20 protein-coding genes are annotated in these 16175 nt (G+C 65.2%); 6 read left to right on the forward strand and 14 right to left on the reverse strand.

All coding sequences use genetic code 11. From position 1 onward, the window contains the following. Window positions 1-336 precede the first annotated feature (336 nt). Genes LGY53_RS20750 through LGY53_RS20775 form a run of 6 tightly spaced genes read right to left on the reverse strand, consistent with a single transcriptional unit; the run spans window position 337 to window position 4119 of the window. Window positions 337-813, reverse strand: a complete 477-nt coding sequence (locus tag LGY53_RS20750) for a YbaB/EbfC family nucleoid-associated protein (protein WP_225728347.1) — start codon at window positions 811-813, stop codon at window positions 337-339. Continuing rightward, window positions 810-1502 carry a HEAT repeat domain-containing protein gene (locus LGY53_RS44170; RefSeq protein WP_225728348.1) on the reverse strand — a complete coding sequence of 231 codons (693 nt, stop codon included), beginning with the start codon at window positions 1500-1502 and terminating at the stop codon, window positions 810-812. Before LGY53_RS44170 ends, LGY53_RS20750 begins: the two co-directional genes overlap by 4 nt. Next, window positions 1499-2890, reverse strand: a complete 1392-nt coding sequence (locus LGY53_RS20760) for a putative toxin (RefSeq protein ID WP_225728349.1) — start codon at window positions 2888-2890, stop codon at window positions 1499-1501. Before LGY53_RS20760 ends, LGY53_RS44170 begins: the two co-directional genes overlap by 4 nt. A 6-nt stretch (window positions 2891-2896) precedes the next feature. Continuing rightward, a complete protein-coding gene (locus LGY53_RS20765; protein ID WP_225728350.1) occupies window positions 2897-3478 on the reverse strand; it encodes a hypothetical protein in 582 nt (193 codons plus the stop codon). 24 nt (window positions 3479-3502) lie between these two features. Then, on the reverse strand, window positions 3503-3796 hold the full coding sequence (locus LGY53_RS20770; RefSeq protein WP_225728351.1) for a WXG100 family type VII secretion target: 294 nt from the start codon (window positions 3794-3796) through the stop codon (window positions 3503-3505). A 5-nt stretch (window positions 3797-3801) separates the two neighbouring features. After that, window positions 3802-4119, reverse strand: coding sequence for a WXG100 family type VII secretion target (locus LGY53_RS20775; protein WP_225728352.1), 318 nt, complete (start codon window positions 4117-4119; stop codon window positions 3802-3804). A gap of 45 nt (window positions 4120-4164) precedes the next feature. On the opposite strand from LGY53_RS20775, the gene LGY53_RS20780 reads away from it, so the two are divergent. Continuing rightward, entirely contained in the window at window positions 4165-4614 is a 450-nt protein-coding gene (locus tag LGY53_RS20780) for a hypothetical protein (RefSeq protein ID WP_225728353.1), read from the forward strand. Between the two features lie 288 nt (window positions 4615-4902). Here the strand turns inward: LGY53_RS20780 and LGY53_RS20785 are convergent, their stop codons facing one another. After that, a complete protein-coding gene (locus LGY53_RS20785) occupies window positions 4903-5277 on the reverse strand; it encodes a hypothetical protein (protein ID WP_225728354.1) in 375 nt (124 codons plus the stop codon). Between the two features lie 283 nt (window positions 5278-5560). Then, entirely contained in the window at window positions 5561-5935 is a 375-nt protein-coding gene (locus tag LGY53_RS20790; protein WP_225728355.1) for a MerR family transcriptional regulator, read from the reverse strand. A gap of 163 nt (window positions 5936-6098) precedes the next feature. Between LGY53_RS20790 and LGY53_RS20795 the strand changes: the two genes are divergently transcribed. Next, complete coding sequence (locus LGY53_RS20795) at window positions 6099-7262, forward strand: MFS transporter (protein WP_255664992.1); 1164 nt, start codon at window positions 6099-6101, stop codon at window positions 7260-7262. Between the two features lie 73 nt (window positions 7263-7335). Here the strand turns inward: LGY53_RS20795 and LGY53_RS20800 are convergent, their stop codons facing one another. The 4 genes from LGY53_RS20800 to LGY53_RS20815 all read right to left on the reverse strand — a co-directional run bounded on the left by LGY53_RS20800 (window position 7336) and on the right by LGY53_RS20815 (window position 10703). Further along, window positions 7336-8130, reverse strand: a complete 795-nt coding sequence (locus LGY53_RS20800; protein ID WP_225728356.1) for an SDR family NAD(P)-dependent oxidoreductase — start codon at window positions 8128-8130, stop codon at window positions 7336-7338. A gap of 76 nt (window positions 8131-8206) precedes the next feature. Then, entirely contained in the window at window positions 8207-8773 is a 567-nt protein-coding gene (locus LGY53_RS20805) for a dihydrofolate reductase family protein (protein WP_225728357.1), read from the reverse strand. 81 nt (window positions 8774-8854) lie between these two features. Beyond that, window positions 8855-9295, reverse strand: coding sequence for an SMI1/KNR4 family protein (locus LGY53_RS20810; RefSeq protein ID WP_225728358.1), 441 nt, complete (start codon window positions 9293-9295; stop codon window positions 8855-8857). A 568-nt stretch (window positions 9296-9863) separates the two neighbouring features. Further along, on the reverse strand, window positions 9864-10703 hold the full coding sequence (locus LGY53_RS20815; RefSeq protein ID WP_225728359.1) for a LysR family transcriptional regulator: 840 nt from the start codon (window positions 10701-10703) through the stop codon (window positions 9864-9866). A 105-nt stretch (window positions 10704-10808) separates the two neighbouring features. Between LGY53_RS20815 and LGY53_RS20820 the strand changes: the two genes are divergently transcribed. After that, complete coding sequence (locus LGY53_RS20820) at window positions 10809-11534, forward strand: SDR family NAD(P)-dependent oxidoreductase (RefSeq protein ID WP_225728360.1); 726 nt, start codon at window positions 10809-10811, stop codon at window positions 11532-11534. Window positions 11535-11635: 101 nt separating this feature from the next. Here LGY53_RS20820 and LGY53_RS20825 read toward each other — a convergent pair whose 3' ends face one another. Then, window positions 11636-12061: a hypothetical protein gene (locus LGY53_RS20825; protein WP_225728361.1), complete on the reverse strand. Its 426-nt coding sequence runs from the start codon at window positions 12059-12061 to the stop codon at window positions 11636-11638. A 280-nt stretch (window positions 12062-12341) separates the two neighbouring features. Between LGY53_RS20825 and LGY53_RS20830 the strand changes: the two genes are divergently transcribed. Continuing rightward, window positions 12342-13358 carry a hypothetical protein gene (locus LGY53_RS20830; RefSeq protein WP_374111213.1) on the forward strand — a complete coding sequence of 339 codons (1017 nt, stop codon included), beginning with the start codon at window positions 12342-12344 and terminating at the stop codon, window positions 13356-13358. Window positions 13359-13619: 261 nt separating this feature from the next. After that, window positions 13620-14543, forward strand: a complete 924-nt coding sequence (locus LGY53_RS20835) for an NADP-dependent oxidoreductase (RefSeq protein ID WP_225728363.1) — start codon at window positions 13620-13622, stop codon at window positions 14541-14543. Between the two features lie 85 nt (window positions 14544-14628). On the opposite strand, the gene LGY53_RS20840 is transcribed toward LGY53_RS20835, so the two are convergent. After that, on the reverse strand, window positions 14629-15351 hold the full coding sequence (locus tag LGY53_RS20840; protein WP_225728364.1) for a sensor domain-containing protein: 723 nt from the start codon (window positions 15349-15351) through the stop codon (window positions 14629-14631). Between the two features lie 95 nt (window positions 15352-15446). Between LGY53_RS20840 and LGY53_RS20845 the strand changes: the two genes are divergently transcribed. Continuing rightward, entirely contained in the window at window positions 15447-16046 is a 600-nt protein-coding gene (locus tag LGY53_RS20845) for a TIGR03086 family metal-binding protein (RefSeq protein WP_225728365.1), read from the forward strand. Window positions 16047-16175: the final 129 nt, after the last annotated feature.

Raw genomic sequence — 16175 nt, forward strand, 5'->3', positions numbered from 1 at the left:
GACTAGAGGACCCCTAAGCACCTCTCGGTATCGTCGGTGACCAGACGTGTGGGTTCAAGCCCCCTCGCGCACAAGGGTTTTGTTTTCAGTAGCTGCCGCCAGCAACGCGGCAGTCTCACCGGCTCGGAAACGCTCGCACGCGCAAGCCCGCAGGCCATGGCGTCGGCCGCGAACGCGGTGTCGTGACATCGGCGACTACGAATTGTTCACGGCCCGTTGAACATCGGTCTCACTGTCGCGCCGTACCGGTCGAACCCGCCGTATCGTCGGCGATACATGCCGCACCGACCGGCAGGAACCGACCGTCGTGACGGCGACCCGGGCATAAGCGTCGGATCAGGTCGATCTGTCGAATACCCTCGGCCAAGGGTGTCGAGGATCGTCGTCCTCGTCGCCGGCGGGCGCGGGTGGCGCGGGCGCACCGGCCACACTGTTGGTGAGTTCTGTGAGCGCCGCCGCTGCGGTCGGATCGTGCTTGCGCAGCTCCTCGGTGAAATTCCGTTGCGCGGCATAATATTTGCCCGCGTGTTCGGCCGCGAGGGCATGCGCCTTGGCGAACGCCGCATTCGTTGTCTCGACGATCAACTCGCCCAAGGTTTCGTTGGTCAGGCGGCGGGCCACCGGATGAATTGTCATGGACCGCACCGAGCCGCCCACCGTGACGCGCACGGTGACCGTCCGCCGATCGTCGGTGGCCTCGGCCTCTAGCTCCTCGACCTCCTCGGCGATCTCGGTGAGCCTGCGCGCCTGCTCGGCCAGCCGGTTCAGCAGCTCGGCCCCGCGCGGTCCGAATGCGGAGTAGTCGGGTGTCATCGGAGCGGAATTTTCGCTAGGGCCGCTTTGACGGCTGTACGTACCTGACTGTTGGGATCGTCGGCATATTGCTCGATCAATGCGCGATCGGCCGGGTTCTTGAATTTGGTCAACGCCCTGATCGCCGATCCCCTGGTGTTCGGATCCGCGACATACGGCAGCACCAGCTCGCGCGCCTCCTCGGTTCTGAACCGACCCAGAAAGTGCAGGATCGGCACCTTCGACGCGATATTGGGCAGGGTGTGCAACAGGTGCACCATGCGGTCGTAGTCGCCTCGCTCGGCAATGGTGTCCAGTGCGAGCGCCGCCCAGAACTCGACATGTGGTTGCAGCGGCGGATCGCCGTGCTCGATCTCGCGGAACAACACCTCGATCGCCCGCCGGTTGCGCTTGGCCGCCGGATCGATGAGATTGCGGATCAATCCGGTGCGAATGGCCCATTTATGGTGGGTTTCGGGGCCGGGTATCCGCTCGTCGAGATGTTCGAGCCAATCGACGAAGATGGGAATCGCCGGCGGGATGGTCCGCGGACCGTTCGCCAGATCGTCCAAGGTATAGCAGCGCACGCCGACCGCGGCGAGCTCCCTGGCGATCCGCAGGTCGAATCCGTTCGTGCCGTCGCGATAGCCCGCGGGTAATTCGTCGAGCCAGTTGTCGCCTTTCGGCATCCGCGCGTATTCGTAATTCACGGCACCGGCACCCCGGTCGAGCCGCGCGGATCCTTGTTACTGGCCGGCGGACCCCAACCCGGTTTGGGAATGAACGGCGCGGGCGACTGGCCTTTGGGCAGATTGTCGTCCAATTCCTCGCGAATGACGGTGACCCTGCCCTCGTTCACCAGCTGTTGCGTATCGGGCGCCAGCTGCGTGCGGTTATCGACAACCAATGTCATGGTATAGCCATTCTGCGCCGCCCAATCGGACTCGTCATGAATCTGCTGCGCCGAACCTTGCGTGTCATTGGTGTTCTTGACCTCGGTGACCTGCCGGTTCACATCGTCGATCCGGTCGGGAATCCTGGTGCGACCGTTGACGAACACCGCACGCTTGGGCGCATTCGGATCCAATCCGGCGCGCAGTTCGCCGTCGCGCCCGGCCCGAATGTTATCGAAGAGGTTGCGTCCCGTCACCGGATAGCCTTGGCGCGCATACCGTCCCAGGAACGGCGCCAGCCACAGCTGAACGTCGCCGGTCGCGCCCGCCATCGATCCGCCGGTCTGCTGAACGGCGCCATCGACGAATCCGTCCAATTCCGTCAGCAGCGCATCGACGTCGCGCCCGGCCCTGTCCTTCAACTCCTCGATATACGCGTCGATCATCTTCTTCACGAACCATCGCAGGACCGGCGCCGCCCTGGTGATCTTCCACGTGTTGATCGTCATCTCGCAGTAGAAAAGGACCTGTTTGATCTGTTCCCGTTCGATATGCGATTTATCCGCGACCTCGTGGCAGGCGCTGCCGAGATAGCCGGAGAACGCGGAGACGTCGTCGACCGCGTTGAGGAATCGATCAACGGCCGACCGGATCATCGGCACATCTTCCGGCTCGTCCGGATTGCCGGGCAGATTCAGCTTGACGTCCTTGAAGTCCCCGCTGAATTTGCCGAACATCTGGCTCGCATGCTCGATCTTGCCGGTATCGCAATCGGCCCATGCCTTTTTATGTCGTCCGTCGATCAGGTGCCACCGGTCGGGTATGTCGCCGAGGCCGCCGTTGCACAGCCGGGTCGGGTGCAGCGAGTACTGCAGGCTGGTCACTTGCGGTGGCGGCGGGATCGGAATCTGCGACTTCTCCGGCGCGTTCTTGTTCTCGGCCTCGGCGTGGTTGGCGCCCGCGGTGTGCACCATCTTCGCGAAATTACCCGCCGCGATGGCGCTGAGTGAGGTGAGTTCGAAAATATCCGCGGCCGACTGCGAATAGGCCGCGGCCCAACCCGTTCCGGCGGTGGAGTGCACACCGGCGGAACGTGAGACGTCCAGATTCCCGTCGAGCTCGCGCAGCTTCTGCTCCAGTTTCGTGCTCAGATCACCCAACTGGCGCGCGACGTCCCAATACCACTCGGGATGCACTGTCGTCATGACGCTCTAATCCTTCACACAGGTGCCGATTTGCAGATTGCGCATGATCGTCGCGATCTCTTCGTCGAACGCATTCGTCGCGCCGCGAACCAGACCGGACAGCTGGACCGTCGCGGTCCGCGCATCGCACGAAACGATAAGTCCGAGAAACGATTTCGATTTGTACAGATAAGGTTGCCGGAATTCGCCGTCGACGGCGACGGCTCGGTGCCCGCACACCTGAGCGGGCACGCTGGTGTGCTCCTGCCAACCTCGGGTATCCGGCGCGCCGGCGAGCCCGGACAGGTAGGTCGCATTCGCATCGTCGTTGTCGAACGGGGTCTCCCCGGCGATGGCGGACACCATGGCGAATCGGGCGCCGTCGCGCCGGACGATCGACAGTTCGCCGGTCGACACCGGATTCTCGGCCCAACCGTCCAACCGCGGCAGCGCTATCCGGAACGGCTGACGCCGGTCGGCCTCCCGAACGAATACCTGCCCGCTCGGCTTGGCCGCATCACAGGAGTACGCGGTATCGACCGTGGTCGCCGCGGGCGGGGCGTCACCGGATCTGCCGCACCCGGTCGCGACGACGAACAACGTGAGCATCGCGATTCGTTGGGCGAGCACCTGCTACCCCGCGAAGCCGAACATTTCGCGGTTGAGCCGCTCGGCCTCAGCGTAATTGTGGTGGGCGGTGTGCACCTGTGTGCGCAGTGCGCGTAACTCGTCGAGGCGTTCGCCCGAATCGGACTGCCAGTCGGCATGAGCGGTGCTGAACCCGTCACCACCGTCGCCGACGAAGTGGGGCCGGAGGTCGGCGGCGGATCGCCCGACCGCCTCGTGCATGCCCGCGAGCCGCCGGATGTGCCCGTCCAGATCGGTGACGAACCGCTCCATCGCCGCGAGATCGTATCGGTGCGCCATGATCGCTAGATCTCCAGATACCCTGCGGCGCCGCTGATTTCCGACCCACTGTCGGTATCGGTGCCGTGATAGGCCGTCGCCGCCGAATTCAGGTCGGCGGCGTAGGTGGCGATCCGGTCGACATGGGTCCTGATCCGGGGATGCAGATCGTCCCACACCTCCCGGACCGTATCGGCCGCCGCTCCGGACCACGAATCCTGCAATCGGTCATGTCCGTGGTGGATATCGGCCAGAACGCCACACATATCCCCGTGATGTTCGTCGAATCGGCCTGCGCCGCGCCGCAAATGGTCTGGATCGACCTGTAAGATGTGCTGTGCCATGCTCTATGCCTCCCCGCGTTGGCAACGAATCCCCTGGAGCGAACAGTGGACTGGCGAGAATCGGCATCCCAGCAAGCCCGCGACGACCTCGACACCCTGCTCGAGGACAGTATACGTGCGGCAGCCGAAATATTGGGCGGTCGCGGCACTTTCGCGCCATTCATGCTCGCGATCGACCTGACCGGCGCTCGCGCGATGCGCGCACTCGGCGAGCCCGGCACGGCCACCACCGAGGATGCCATCCGCGCCCGGCTCGAGCGGCCCGGCGACGGCGCCCAACTCCGCGCGCGAGCAACAGTATTCGACGTCGACGCGGTGACGCCGGTGCGCGGCGACGCCATCAAGGTCACACTCGAACATCGCGAAGGGCAGGCGATCGACATCGTGGTGCCGTATCGCCTCGCCGACCAGACACTCGAGGTCGACATGGATCGCGCCAATGCCGCCACGGTCGGCCGCCGCTTATGGCGGACACAGGCGGGCGCGGCAGAGTAATCAGGCAGCTGCCCGGCTGCTCTACATCGCCTTGACTTTCGCCGGTACCTTGTACCGAAATCGTTGTGACAGAGACGCTTTCGTTCCGATAGACGATGCGCGCAGTGGCCTTGCGAACGCCCGCCCCGCGGCATTGAGCGGACGGCCACACGGCCAGGCAGCGGACTTGGCCCGTCGGCTGAACCGCCCACGGAGACCCGCCAAGGCTTGACATGGGTCTTGTGTCACGCTCGCGATCGGTTCAACCGACGACCCCGCACCGTGTCAGCAGGTCATACGACCGCGAAACTAGTAGCGCACGTCCTCACTGCCTTGGATCCTTACTTCCATTTCGCCGAGACTGATGTCGGCGTCGTACTTGTCGCCGTGTTTTCCCGCCCCCAAGGTAGTCGGGAAGGTGGTGAAGTGCGGTTTCCCGTCGCAGTTCAGGTCGCTGGTTTCGCCATCGCCGGTCTTGCCATCCGCCTTGCGCATCAACGTAACTTCGATCTTTGGGTTTTCTATGCCGCTGCACTCGTACGCAGCGGTGACGTCGCCGTTGGAGTGATTGACCTTCAGCACTGCGACATTGGCTTCGCTCGCGTCGGGCCTGGCGCCGGCGGTCGGCATGAACACGAGCGCGGCACTGGCGGAAAGCACGAACGCGCCGAGCAGCATCCTCATAGAGCTTCCTCTCTTCGTTTCCGTGGGCGCTCCCTCGGGGTGGATGGGCCCATGGGCCGATCGGTACGCGAAGGCGCCTCCTCACATTCGTGGTCGCGGAGGTTCCGGATGGAAGTGAGATCCCAGCATCGGCGACATGCTGTCCTCATCGACCGGCGCGGTCGGCTCGCCACACAGCGGAGCGGATTGAATCCCCCTGCGGCGCTGTGGATCACCAGCCGAGATCCAGCATGGTCTTGATCGAGGTTGCGTTGCTGTCGGCGACGGACCAGTGATATTCGGATCAGGCCGGACGTGCCGGGGAGGAGATCTGGTCGAGGTAGGCGCGTAGGGCATCGCGGCGCTGCGCCATGCAGTTGACACACCTGCACATCCGCTGCCATTCGTTCTCGACGGCGTCGACGGTGCCGGGATCGATGTGCTCGGGGTAGATTCCGTCGCTGTCGGTCAGCGCGCTGAGCAGATCCTTGACCAGGCGGCTGGGGATCCCGCAGCGGATCAGCTCCCGGATCTGTCGGGCCTGGGCGATCTGCGTCTCGTCGTAGTCGCGGTAGCCGTTGGCGTCCCGGCGGGCCGGTTCCAGTAAGCCCTGTGATTCGTAGTGGCGCAGCATGCGGGTGGTCGTGCCGGTTGCCGCTGCGAAATCGCCAATCTGCATCGAACTCTCCTCGATAATGCGCGTGGATCGGACTTGACCTTGCCACAAGCGTCAATCCTCGACGCTGCCGGGTATGACGACAACGACAAGGCCGGCGAGACGCCTGCCATCCGGCGTATTGGTGCTCTCGACGTGCGTATTCACGGTCTGTATCAGCGAATTCATGATCTCGGGCCTGCTCGATGCGATGTCCGCCTCGTTCCGGCGGCCTGCGCCGGTGATCGCGTTGCTCACCACGGTTTTCGCTGTCGCGGTGATGGTCAGCGCACCCGTCACGGCGGCGTTCACCGTCCGGTTGCACCCCAAGCGCACCCTGATCGCCGCGATGTCGGCATTCGCTGTCGCGCATGTGCTTTCGGCGGCGAGCCCGGTCTTCTGGGCGGTGATCGCCTTCCGCGCGGTATCCGGTATCGCATGCGCCACACTGCTGTCCGTCGGCGCGGTCGCGGCGGTGCGGATGGTCGAACCGTCGATGTCGGCGCGGGCGCTGGCCGTGCTGCTCGGCGGCATGACCGTGGCGAACGTTGTGGGAGTGCCGGTTTCGGCGTGGGTCGGGTCGTTTTTCGGTTGGCAGGCCGCCTTCGTGCTGGTTGCCGTGCTTGCCGTGGTCGGATGTGCGTTCCTGGCGAGGATCAGGATCGAACCCGCACCGTCGGCCGGCGACGGCCTGCGCACGCAGCTGGTCGTGGAAGCGCGCGTCCTGATCCGTCCGGCGATGCTGGTCACCTTTGCCGTGGTGGTGCTGTTCCAGGTGGCCATGTTCGCCACGTTCACCTACCTGCAGCCATTGACAACGCAGATCGGGCACCTCGGATCCGGTATGACGGGCGGACTTCTCGCCTTGTTCGGGGTCGGGTCCATGATCGGCGTCACCGTCGGTGGCGCCGCGGTCCGGCACGGTTTCCTGCGCACCATGGTGATCAGCCTGATCGGCACCATCGTCACGATCGTGGCGTTGATGGTGTTGATCCACCAGTCGTTGATCGTGTTGGGTGTGGTCGTCTTCCTTTTCGGGACAGCCGCTTGCGCGATCACTCCCGCCCTCAACGGTCGTGTGTTCGCGCTGGCGGGTGACGCGCCCACGCTGGCGTCGGGCGTGAACGTCGCCATGCTCAATCTCGGTAATGCGTTGGGGCCGGCCATCGCCGGGTTGCTCATCACCTGGCATCCCGGCCGGTACCTGCTCGCCCCGTGGTGCTCGCTGGTGACCGCCGCCCTCGCCTTGGTCACGGTCACCGTCACCGCGGTCGCCGAACGACGACGGCGCACGGACCCGGCATCCGTCTTGCCGGTGGAGCCTTGCGCCGCAGAGGATCTCGCGGCCTAGGCCGCGTCACCATGCACCGGTGCGCGCGGCCGTCGGCGGGCAAGCCGGTCACGAAATCGCCAGGGCGAGTAGGTCAGACGGTTTTGCTCAAACCCGCGTCCACGAGAACCGCTGAGCCCGTAATGCTTGCCGACCGTGGCGAGGAAAGCAGGACGATGGCGTCGGCGACTTCCTGTGGGTCGATGAGTCGGCCGGTGGTCAATTGCATCATCTCGGCAGCCTTCTGGTTCAGGATCGTATCGCGGTCGGTGCCGACGGCTGCCGCCAAGACGTCGGCCGCTCCGCCCGCATCGGTCCACCACGGTGTACGCACCGGCCCCGGAACGACAGAGTTGACCCGAATTCCTTTCGGGCCGAACTCTTCCGACAATGCTTGGGTCAGATTGCCGACCGCCGCCTTCGCCGCCCCGTAGTCGACGTTGACACCGCTGGGCACGAGGGCATGGGTCGAGGTGACGTTGACGATGGAGCCCCGGCCACGCGCGAGGAGCAATGGTATCGCCGCGCGAACCGCCCGGACCGCGGACATGAGGTTGAAATCCAGCATCGCGGCCCAGTCCGCGTCGGTGAGCGCGGTGAACGAGAAGCGTGGCAGGACCGCGCCCGGCGGCGGACCGCCCGCATTGTTGACGAGGATGTCGAGCCCACCAAAAGCGTTCTCCGCCTTCGCAATAGCCTGAGCCGGGCCCTCCGGTGTCGCGAGATCGACGGCGGCATGGACCAACCGCTCGCCCACCAGTGCGTCGAGTTCCGGGGTGGAGCGTCGTGATGCGGCAACCACCAGCGCGCCTTCGGCATGGAGCGTCCGAGCGGTGGCGAGCCCGATACCCTTCGACGCGCCCGTCACCACCGCGACCAGATTGTGCAAACCAAGATCCATGCAGCACAACCTGCCGCCTGGGCAGCCCGGGCGCTGGCGGATTTCCGGCGTCGCGTTGGTGGGATCAGTCGTGTTTCGCCTCGTAGCGCAGCAGGACCGTGCCGCCAGGGAAGGTGCGATTCTCCAACAGTCGCAGTGAGATCCACGACGGCAGTGTCGGAAAGAACGGTGTGCCGCCGCCGACCGCGGTGGGCGCGATCACGATCCGGTACTCGTCCACCAGTCCGGCCCGCACGATCGGTGCGGCCAGCGTCGCGCCGGCCACCTCCAGCCTGCCGTCGGTTTCGGCTTTCAGCTTCGTCACCACCTCGACCGGGTCGCCGCGTTCCAGGCGGGAGTTCCAGTCGACCGACTCCAGGGTGCGCGAGAACACGACCTTGGGCATGTCGCGCCAGATGTGCGCGAAGTCGACGATCAGCGGGGTGGCGTCCGGGGCCTTGTCGGCGGTCGGCCAGTACGCCGACATCAGTTCGTAGAGCCGCCGCCCATAGAACGACAGGGCGGTCTCCCGCTCGAAGTCGTTCCAGTACTGATGCAGTTCTTCGCTCGGATCGGACCAGTCGATATTGCCTTGTGCGTCGGCGATATACCCGTCCACCGACACGTTGAAGCCATAGATGAGTCTGCCCATACAGATCAGACTGCACCCGAGGGCAGAACTCATCGCGACGCCACACGAGATGCGTTTACGGCCGCACTCGTGGGTGCCGCCTCATCTGTACCAATCCTCGCCATCAGCCGCGGCCCGCCGTTGCAGGTAGTCGGTCAACGAGCTTGCGACCCAGGTGCGCTCATCGGTTTCGTGGTCCCACACGTACACCCCGGCGACCTGTCCGGGCGATCCTCCTGCATAGGCGAACTGGTCACCCCCGCCGTTGTCTCCGAAAAACACCAGCTGGTCGAAGGTCCCATACAGCTCAGCGAATTCACGATCGCCGCGGAACGCGGTGTTCTGCTCGATGATCTCCTGGACCGGCCATACCAACCCGGATCCCCACTCGACCCGCACACCATCCGTGTGCCGCAATAGATCTCGCAGCTCCACCGGTACCGGCTGTCCCAGCCGACCCTCGATCTCGTCTATGTCACCGTCAGAGGCCGGGGCCGCGAACTCGGCGTCGTCATAGAGTTCTGCGATCAACTCCTTCCACATCGGTCTGATCCTGCCACCAGATAGATGACCAGCTCCGCTCGAAATCGAGGTCCACCAAGGCACGAAAATCGGCATGAGCGGATGTACTGCACCGCAGTCGATCTCGCAGCGGACGCTCGACCGGCGCATGGGAGTGCGCTGCCGGAAGTTCTGCGGTGGCCGAGATGATCTCCGCTCGTTGGCGTTTCGAGTGCACAGCAGGCCCGCCATCGTCGGCTTGGCGGCCCAGCGGCTATTCGCAACTCGACCCTAGGCGGGGCATCGAGTTGCGCTGGCGGCCAACCGAATCCGGATACCGCGCGCCCAGCAGCTGGTCGAGACCGCGCCCGGCGGGCGGCTCTCTAATCGGCTGCCCACCAGCATGATCGGTGTGGCTCGCTAATTTTTTGCGTCCCAATGGGTGACGGTGCAGCTGCGGTTGGAACGGGGACTGCCCCGGCACAAAGTAGTCAACCCGAAACAAGGCCACAAAGATTGCGCGAGGGGCCATCGTTACCGGATGTTCTGCGGCACAACCGATCCCACGCGCGGTATGCGGTGGATCCTGAACCGTGCGTAGAGGTATCGACTAGAGGCGTATCGCGGTGCGGACGAGGTCGGCGACGGCTTTGGATCTGCTGTGCGGTGGCCAGGCGATGACGGTCGTGACCGCAGGCGCGTCGGGTACCGGCACGATGGCGTGCTTGTCGCGCAAGTGGGTTCGGACGGACTCGGGCATGACCGCACAGGTCCGGCCGAGCGCGATCAGTTGGGTCAACTGGGTGTGGTCGCGAACCTGCGGGCCGGGGCCGTCCGGATAGCTCCCGTCCTGTCGAGGCCAGCGAGGCGACGGCAGGTCGGTCAAGGCGGAGACTTCAGCCAAAGATATCTGGGCCCGGTTGGCGAGGTGGTGCCCTGCGGGCAGGACCACGACCTGCCGTTCGGTGTGCAGGTCCTCGGTGTCGAGTCCGGCCATCGTGTCGAAGGGCCGGTGGAGCAGGGCGACGTCGGCGCGACCGTCACGCAGGAATCTTCCCTGTTCGCCCGGCCCGCACAGCAGCACCTCGACGGCGACGGCGCCCGGTTCGGCGGCGTAGGCGTCGAGCAGCTTCGACAACAGTTCGCTGGACGCTCCGGCCTTCGTGGCCAGCACTACGCCCGGCCGGTCTGCGGCGGCGCGTCGAGTGCGGCGCTCCGCGGCTTCGACCGCGTCGAGCGCGGCCCGCGCCTCCCGCAGCAGCACCGCCCCGGCCTCGGTCAAAGTGATTGCGCGAGAGGTGCGGTGCAGCAGCACCACTCCGAGTCGCCGCTCGAGCTGCTGGATCGCCCGAGACAGTGGTGGTTGCGCCATGGCGAGCCGCTGCGCCGCCCGCCCGAAGTGCAACTCCTCGGCGACGGCGACGAAGTATCGCAACTCCCGCGTCTCCACCGTGGCATCGTATCCGGCGCTCAACACGACCAATACCCGTGCGGTATGGCCGCCTACTCGGTCGGTCTTGGACGCGCCACCCGAGGTCGTATCAGGATCGACGGCATGAGTACACAGACGATCGCGCTGGTGACCGGTGCGAATAAAGGAATCGGATACGAGATCGCGGCGGGCCTCGGCGCCCTCGGCTGGAAGATCGGTGTGGGCGCGCGGGATTCGCAGCGCCGCGACACCGCGGTGGCGAAGCTGCGCGCGGCGGGAGCCGATGCGTTCGGTGTACCGCTCGACGTGACCGACGACGCGAGTGTGGCCGCCGCGGCCGATCTCATCGCCGACCGAGCCGGCGGCCTCGACGTCCTCGTCAACAACGCGGCGATCACCGGCGGTATCCCACAGACGCCCACCACGGTCGATCCCGCGACCGTGCGAACCGCGGTGGAAACCAACGTGATCGGCGTCATCCGCGTCACCAACGCGATGCTGCCCATGCTGCGCGGCTCGGCGTCACCGCGAATCGTGAACATGTCCAGCAGCGTCGGCTCGCTCACACTGCAGACCACGCCCGGCAGCGAGACCGGCCCGATTTCCGCCGCGTACGCGGCGTCGAAGACCTTCCTCAACGCCGTCACCGTCCAATACGCAAAAGAACTGAGCGACACCAACATCCTGATCAACTGCGGCTGCCCCGGCTACACCGCCACCGACCTCAACGGCTTCCGCGGCCACCGCACCCCCGCACAGGGCGCGGCCATCGCGATTCACCTCGCGACCCTCCCCGACGACGGATCGACCGGCGGATTCTTCGACGACGCCGGAACAGTGCCCTGGTGATCTAGCACGCCCACGAGAGCGCTGGCATCGTCTGAAAGCCTCTGTCGCCCAGATGATCTCAACGCTCGATCAAATGCCCGTGCTCAGTCGATACCGAATGTTCACGATCCCCAATGGATCTCCCAAACTCCGGCGTCTCCTTCGTGGATGCCTTCGAAGTAGATGTGATGTACGTCGACACCGCCGTACCACCGCGACTGCCCGCGAGTGCTTCGTTCCGTCTCGGCGATGGCGGCGGCAAGATCACGCACCGTGAACCACTTCCCGTTCGACGCTCGGTGCTCGACGGGGTCACCCAACCCACGCAAGTTCAGCACGGGCACCTTCAGGACGACGCGGTCGAACTCGTCGACGGTCAAGTCACGAAAACGCTCATCCTCGAACACCTCCAGGGCGAACGTGACCCCCGTGATCGCGGCGGTCGCTGTTGCACGCCGATTAGCCAGGTTCGGCGCGATCTCCTCGGTCGGCTCCGTCAGCTCGATCGCCAACGTCCCGGATAACCTGTTGAAAAACTCCAGTGACATATGAGAATTCTGACATCCAGTACCGACACCTCACGCCGGTAACCGAGCTCGATCGGCATGCGCACCCGTCGAAATACCGTGCTGCCCAACAAATCTGAACGTTTTACCAACGCCGTCAATATCGGATGTTCCTGAGCCGCAACCGGTCTCGCCGCCCACCGCTGTGCGGGTCCGAGATCGGTTGATACCGGCCGGAACCCCGCATTTCCCACCGGCCCAACGTATCTGGCGCACGCTGCGCCCACACCGGAGTGTCGGACCCTGTCGTTACGGTGCGGACATGGCAGAGCTACCAAGTAATTCAGTCCTGGTCCGCACGTGGTTCGGTGATGACCGCGCGTGGGGTTCGCTGGTCCGAGAGGTCCTGACACCCAGCGAAGAGGGGTTCCTGGCCTATTCGACTCTGGTGAACGACCCGGAGTTCGAGGGTCTGAGCCCTGAAGCGTTGCAGGCGAAGCAACCGGGCGGGGCGATCGTGTCATTCCTCGCCGACGAGATCACCCTCACCCACCCCGAGCATCCCATCCTGGCGGTCCGGGTCCTGCCACCCCAGGATTTCGACCACCGCGACTACAGGCCGTTCCGGGTCGTACCCGCCCAGCTGTGGGGCGTGGAGAACAACATCAACATCGCAAACCTGGGCTGGGAGGACTTCGCGAACAGGGTGGACACCGACGGCATCTACCGCGGGGAATCGGTTGCGGCGGAATCGGATTCCGAGTTCAGCGTGCGGCGCATCATGGCTGAACGGCTGGCACATCTGACACCCGGTGCCGCCGAATGGATTCGCAAAGCCGAATCTCCGGACGAGATCGCGGCTATGGCGATCATCTCCCCCGAGCAGGATCCCCGGTCTGTCCGCGAGCAGTTGACGTCGCTGAGGTCCTATCCCGCGGCACTGCCGTGGGATTGGGTCGCCGCCTTCGATACCGAGCACGCCGGCGATCGTCGAGCCGACTACCTCAAAGCGTTCCTGGAAGAGATCGGTGAGCACGCGTTTGCCCTCGGAACGGTACTGGCGTCGCTGAATTCCGGCGGAGACTACCACCTGGCCTTCGTGACACCGACGCAGTTCGACGAGCTCTCACGGCTTCTCACCGCACAAGGGACGCGCGCTCGAAGCGTGCGGCGTGGTTGCTGGACACAGCCCTACACGGAACAGGAACAGAGTGCCGCGATCCGCGCCTGGGCCCGAGCCAACGTCGGGAAGGTCAAACCCCACGGGGCGGTGATTGAGGCGAAAAAGTTCATAAGCCTCAGCACACCCGAGGAAACCCAACCGGACCGGCTCGCCTGACGCGTCGGTTCGGCGCCCGGAAATCCCCGCCCACCGGGGACGGGATGACCGCCTGAACCCGCAGGCATGTCGGTGCGTCGAGGCCGTGCGGCCCAACCCTCGATGGTGAGCAGTCGATCCTGCAATGATCAATAGCGGTGAGAACGGCACGTCCGGGTGCCGCAAAGCTCCGATCAGCGAAGCATAAGCGCGTTTCAGGATGGCTACACGAACCTGAGGAGACGAGCGAGGATGCAGCATAATGACGAGCGTCGAGCGAGCATGAGCAGGGCGGTCCGACTCGAATCTTTCGGCGGCCCTGAGGTATTGACCGTCCAGGAAGTGCCCGAACCGCAGGCGGGCGCCGGGCAGATACGCGTCGAAGTTACTGCGGCCGGCTTGAATCCGATGGACTGGCTCATGATCGCGGAGGCGGGCACCGCGGCGAGGTTCGGCCTGGGTCTGCCCGCCGGGTTCGGAACCGATTACGCGGGAGTCGTCGATCAGGTCGGTGCGGGCGCGACCGGTTACGCGGTCGGCGATCGGGTGTTCGGGGCGGCGTTGTCCCGAGCTGTCGCCGACTACGTCGTGGTCGACGCGGACGGGAACATCGCGAGCGGCATCGCCCATCACACCCCGGGCGAGGTCGATGATCGCACCGCCGCCACGCTCTCGATCGCGGGCAGTACCGCGGCCGCCGCGCTGGACGTCCTCCACCTCGGTCCGCAGGACACGGTGCTGATCGGCGGCGCGGGCGGCGGGGTCGGTGTATTCGCCGTCCAGTTGGCCCGAATCGCGGGCGCACGAGTCATCGGGACCGGATCGCCGTCGACAGCGGAGTATCTGCGAAGCCTCGGCGCCGAACCCGTCGCGTACGGCGAGGGGCTGACCGCCAGGGTCCGCGACCTCGATGGGGGTCCCGTCACCGCGGCACTGGACCTGCACGGGACAGACACCGTGCACGTCGCCCGGGAGCTGGGAGTTCCGGATAGTCGTATCTGCACCATCGCGGCCGTGGTCGAAGGGGTTCCGGCCGCCAACGGAGCCAACGCCGCGCCCGATGCGCTCGACAACATCGCGCGCCTTGTCGCATCCGGTCAGCTGCGGGTGCCCATCGCCGCGACCTTTCCGGTCGAAGACATCCGTGCCGCAGTCGAACTCCAAGCGGCCCGACATGTTCGTGGCAAGGTCGTGATCGACCTATGACCTCGGCGCTGGAGCGCACGACTGGACTCTGGCTGCGAGGCCGGGGCGCGCCACCGACGGCGGCAATGGCAGGCAGACCCACCGCCTACGAGCGCAGCGCGGTCGCCTCGGGTGCGTCGGCCGCCGCCCGGCCGGTGGTCGGCTCCTGAATGCGCCCCTGCATGACGGCGAGTCGGGTGAGCAGGGTCTGCGCGAGGGCGGCGTGTAGAGCGGCACTCCCCCGCTGGACGAAGTACACGGTGAGCAGCGCTACGACACCGATGATCGTGTGGAAGACCGTCCGGTTGTGAGCGGTGTCCGCACCCATGATCGTCTCGACGACGATGTCATGGCTGTCGCCGTAGGGAATGAACCTGCCCCAGAACCAGTACGTCAAGCCACCCAGCGTCATCGCCCACCACACGATCGGCAATACGAACGTGATGATCGCGATCGGCAGGTTGACGACCGCGTATAGCAGGTCCAGCCAGCTCTGCCCTTGCCTGATCGGTGCGCTGATCCGATGCAACCATCCCGCCCCCTCCGGCGCCTGGGCGTATCGAGGCCGTGGTGTCGCCTCGCCCGTCAGCTGCTGAAGGCGTACACGCTCGATATCGGCGAAGCCACGCGCGACCAACAGCGTCAGCGCGAGCAGCGGAATTCCGATGAATATCACCACCGTGCCGAGGCTCGCCGCGAAAAGGGATACAAGGAGGCCGAAATTGACCACTGCGAGGGGCAGTCCCAGGAACGTGTATGCGAAGTCGAGGCCCAAGCGCCGGATAATCGTCACGCGGACAACGCTAGGGCCGGGCCCGTCGAGGTCCATCCAACTCTGGTAGGAGGCGGCATACCCTTCGAGGGGCAGGCCGAGATCCGATTCCCGCCAGCATCGTCAGCGGGCCCTGTTCAAAATCCATTGGCATGGATGACACGGACAGCGAACTGCTCGCCCATTTCGACGCCGCGGCCACCGGATTCGGTGATCGCCTCCGGATGGTGCCGCCGACTCACTGGGACCATCCCACACCCTGCACCGAATGGAATGTCAGCCAGTTGGTCGACCACATGATCCAGGGAAACGACATTTACGTGGCCATGTTGCGCGGGGGCAGCGCCGCGGAGTTCATGGCGCGCCTGGGTCAGGAAGGCAACCACAACGACCCGGTGGCTGCTTACGAGGTGGCCGTCGAGCAGTGCCGGGCGGCGTTCCGCGTCGAGGGCGCGCTCGACCGCATCGTCGACTACCCGTTCGGCCCGGTGCCCGGGCGGCAGTTGCTGGGGTTGTATGTGGTGGACGCCGTCGTGCACACCTGGGATCTGGCCCGCGCGGTAGGGCTCGACGAACACCTGGACCCGAGGACCGTGCGGTGGATCCTCGACAACTTCGAATGGATTTATCACGAAGTTTCCGAGAGCCCGCTCACCGACGGCCACCGGTATTACGGACCGCATACGCACACCGCGATACCGGCCACGTCTCAGCAGGTCCGGCTTTTGCACAGGATGGGCCGCGAACCGTAGTCGTCCGAGGACGCCAGCAATTCACACCCGATCGACGGCAGGAACTCACGATCGATAGATTGTTGTAGATCGAATTCATATTCTTCGGCGAGCCTACACGGAACCGCGAATATGGCAACTGGGGATCTC

This window comes from Nocardia sp. JCM 34519.1 (assembly GCF_020361265.1).
GTDB lineage: Bacteria > Actinomycetota > Actinomycetes > Mycobacteriales > Mycobacteriaceae > Nocardia > Nocardia arthritidis_A.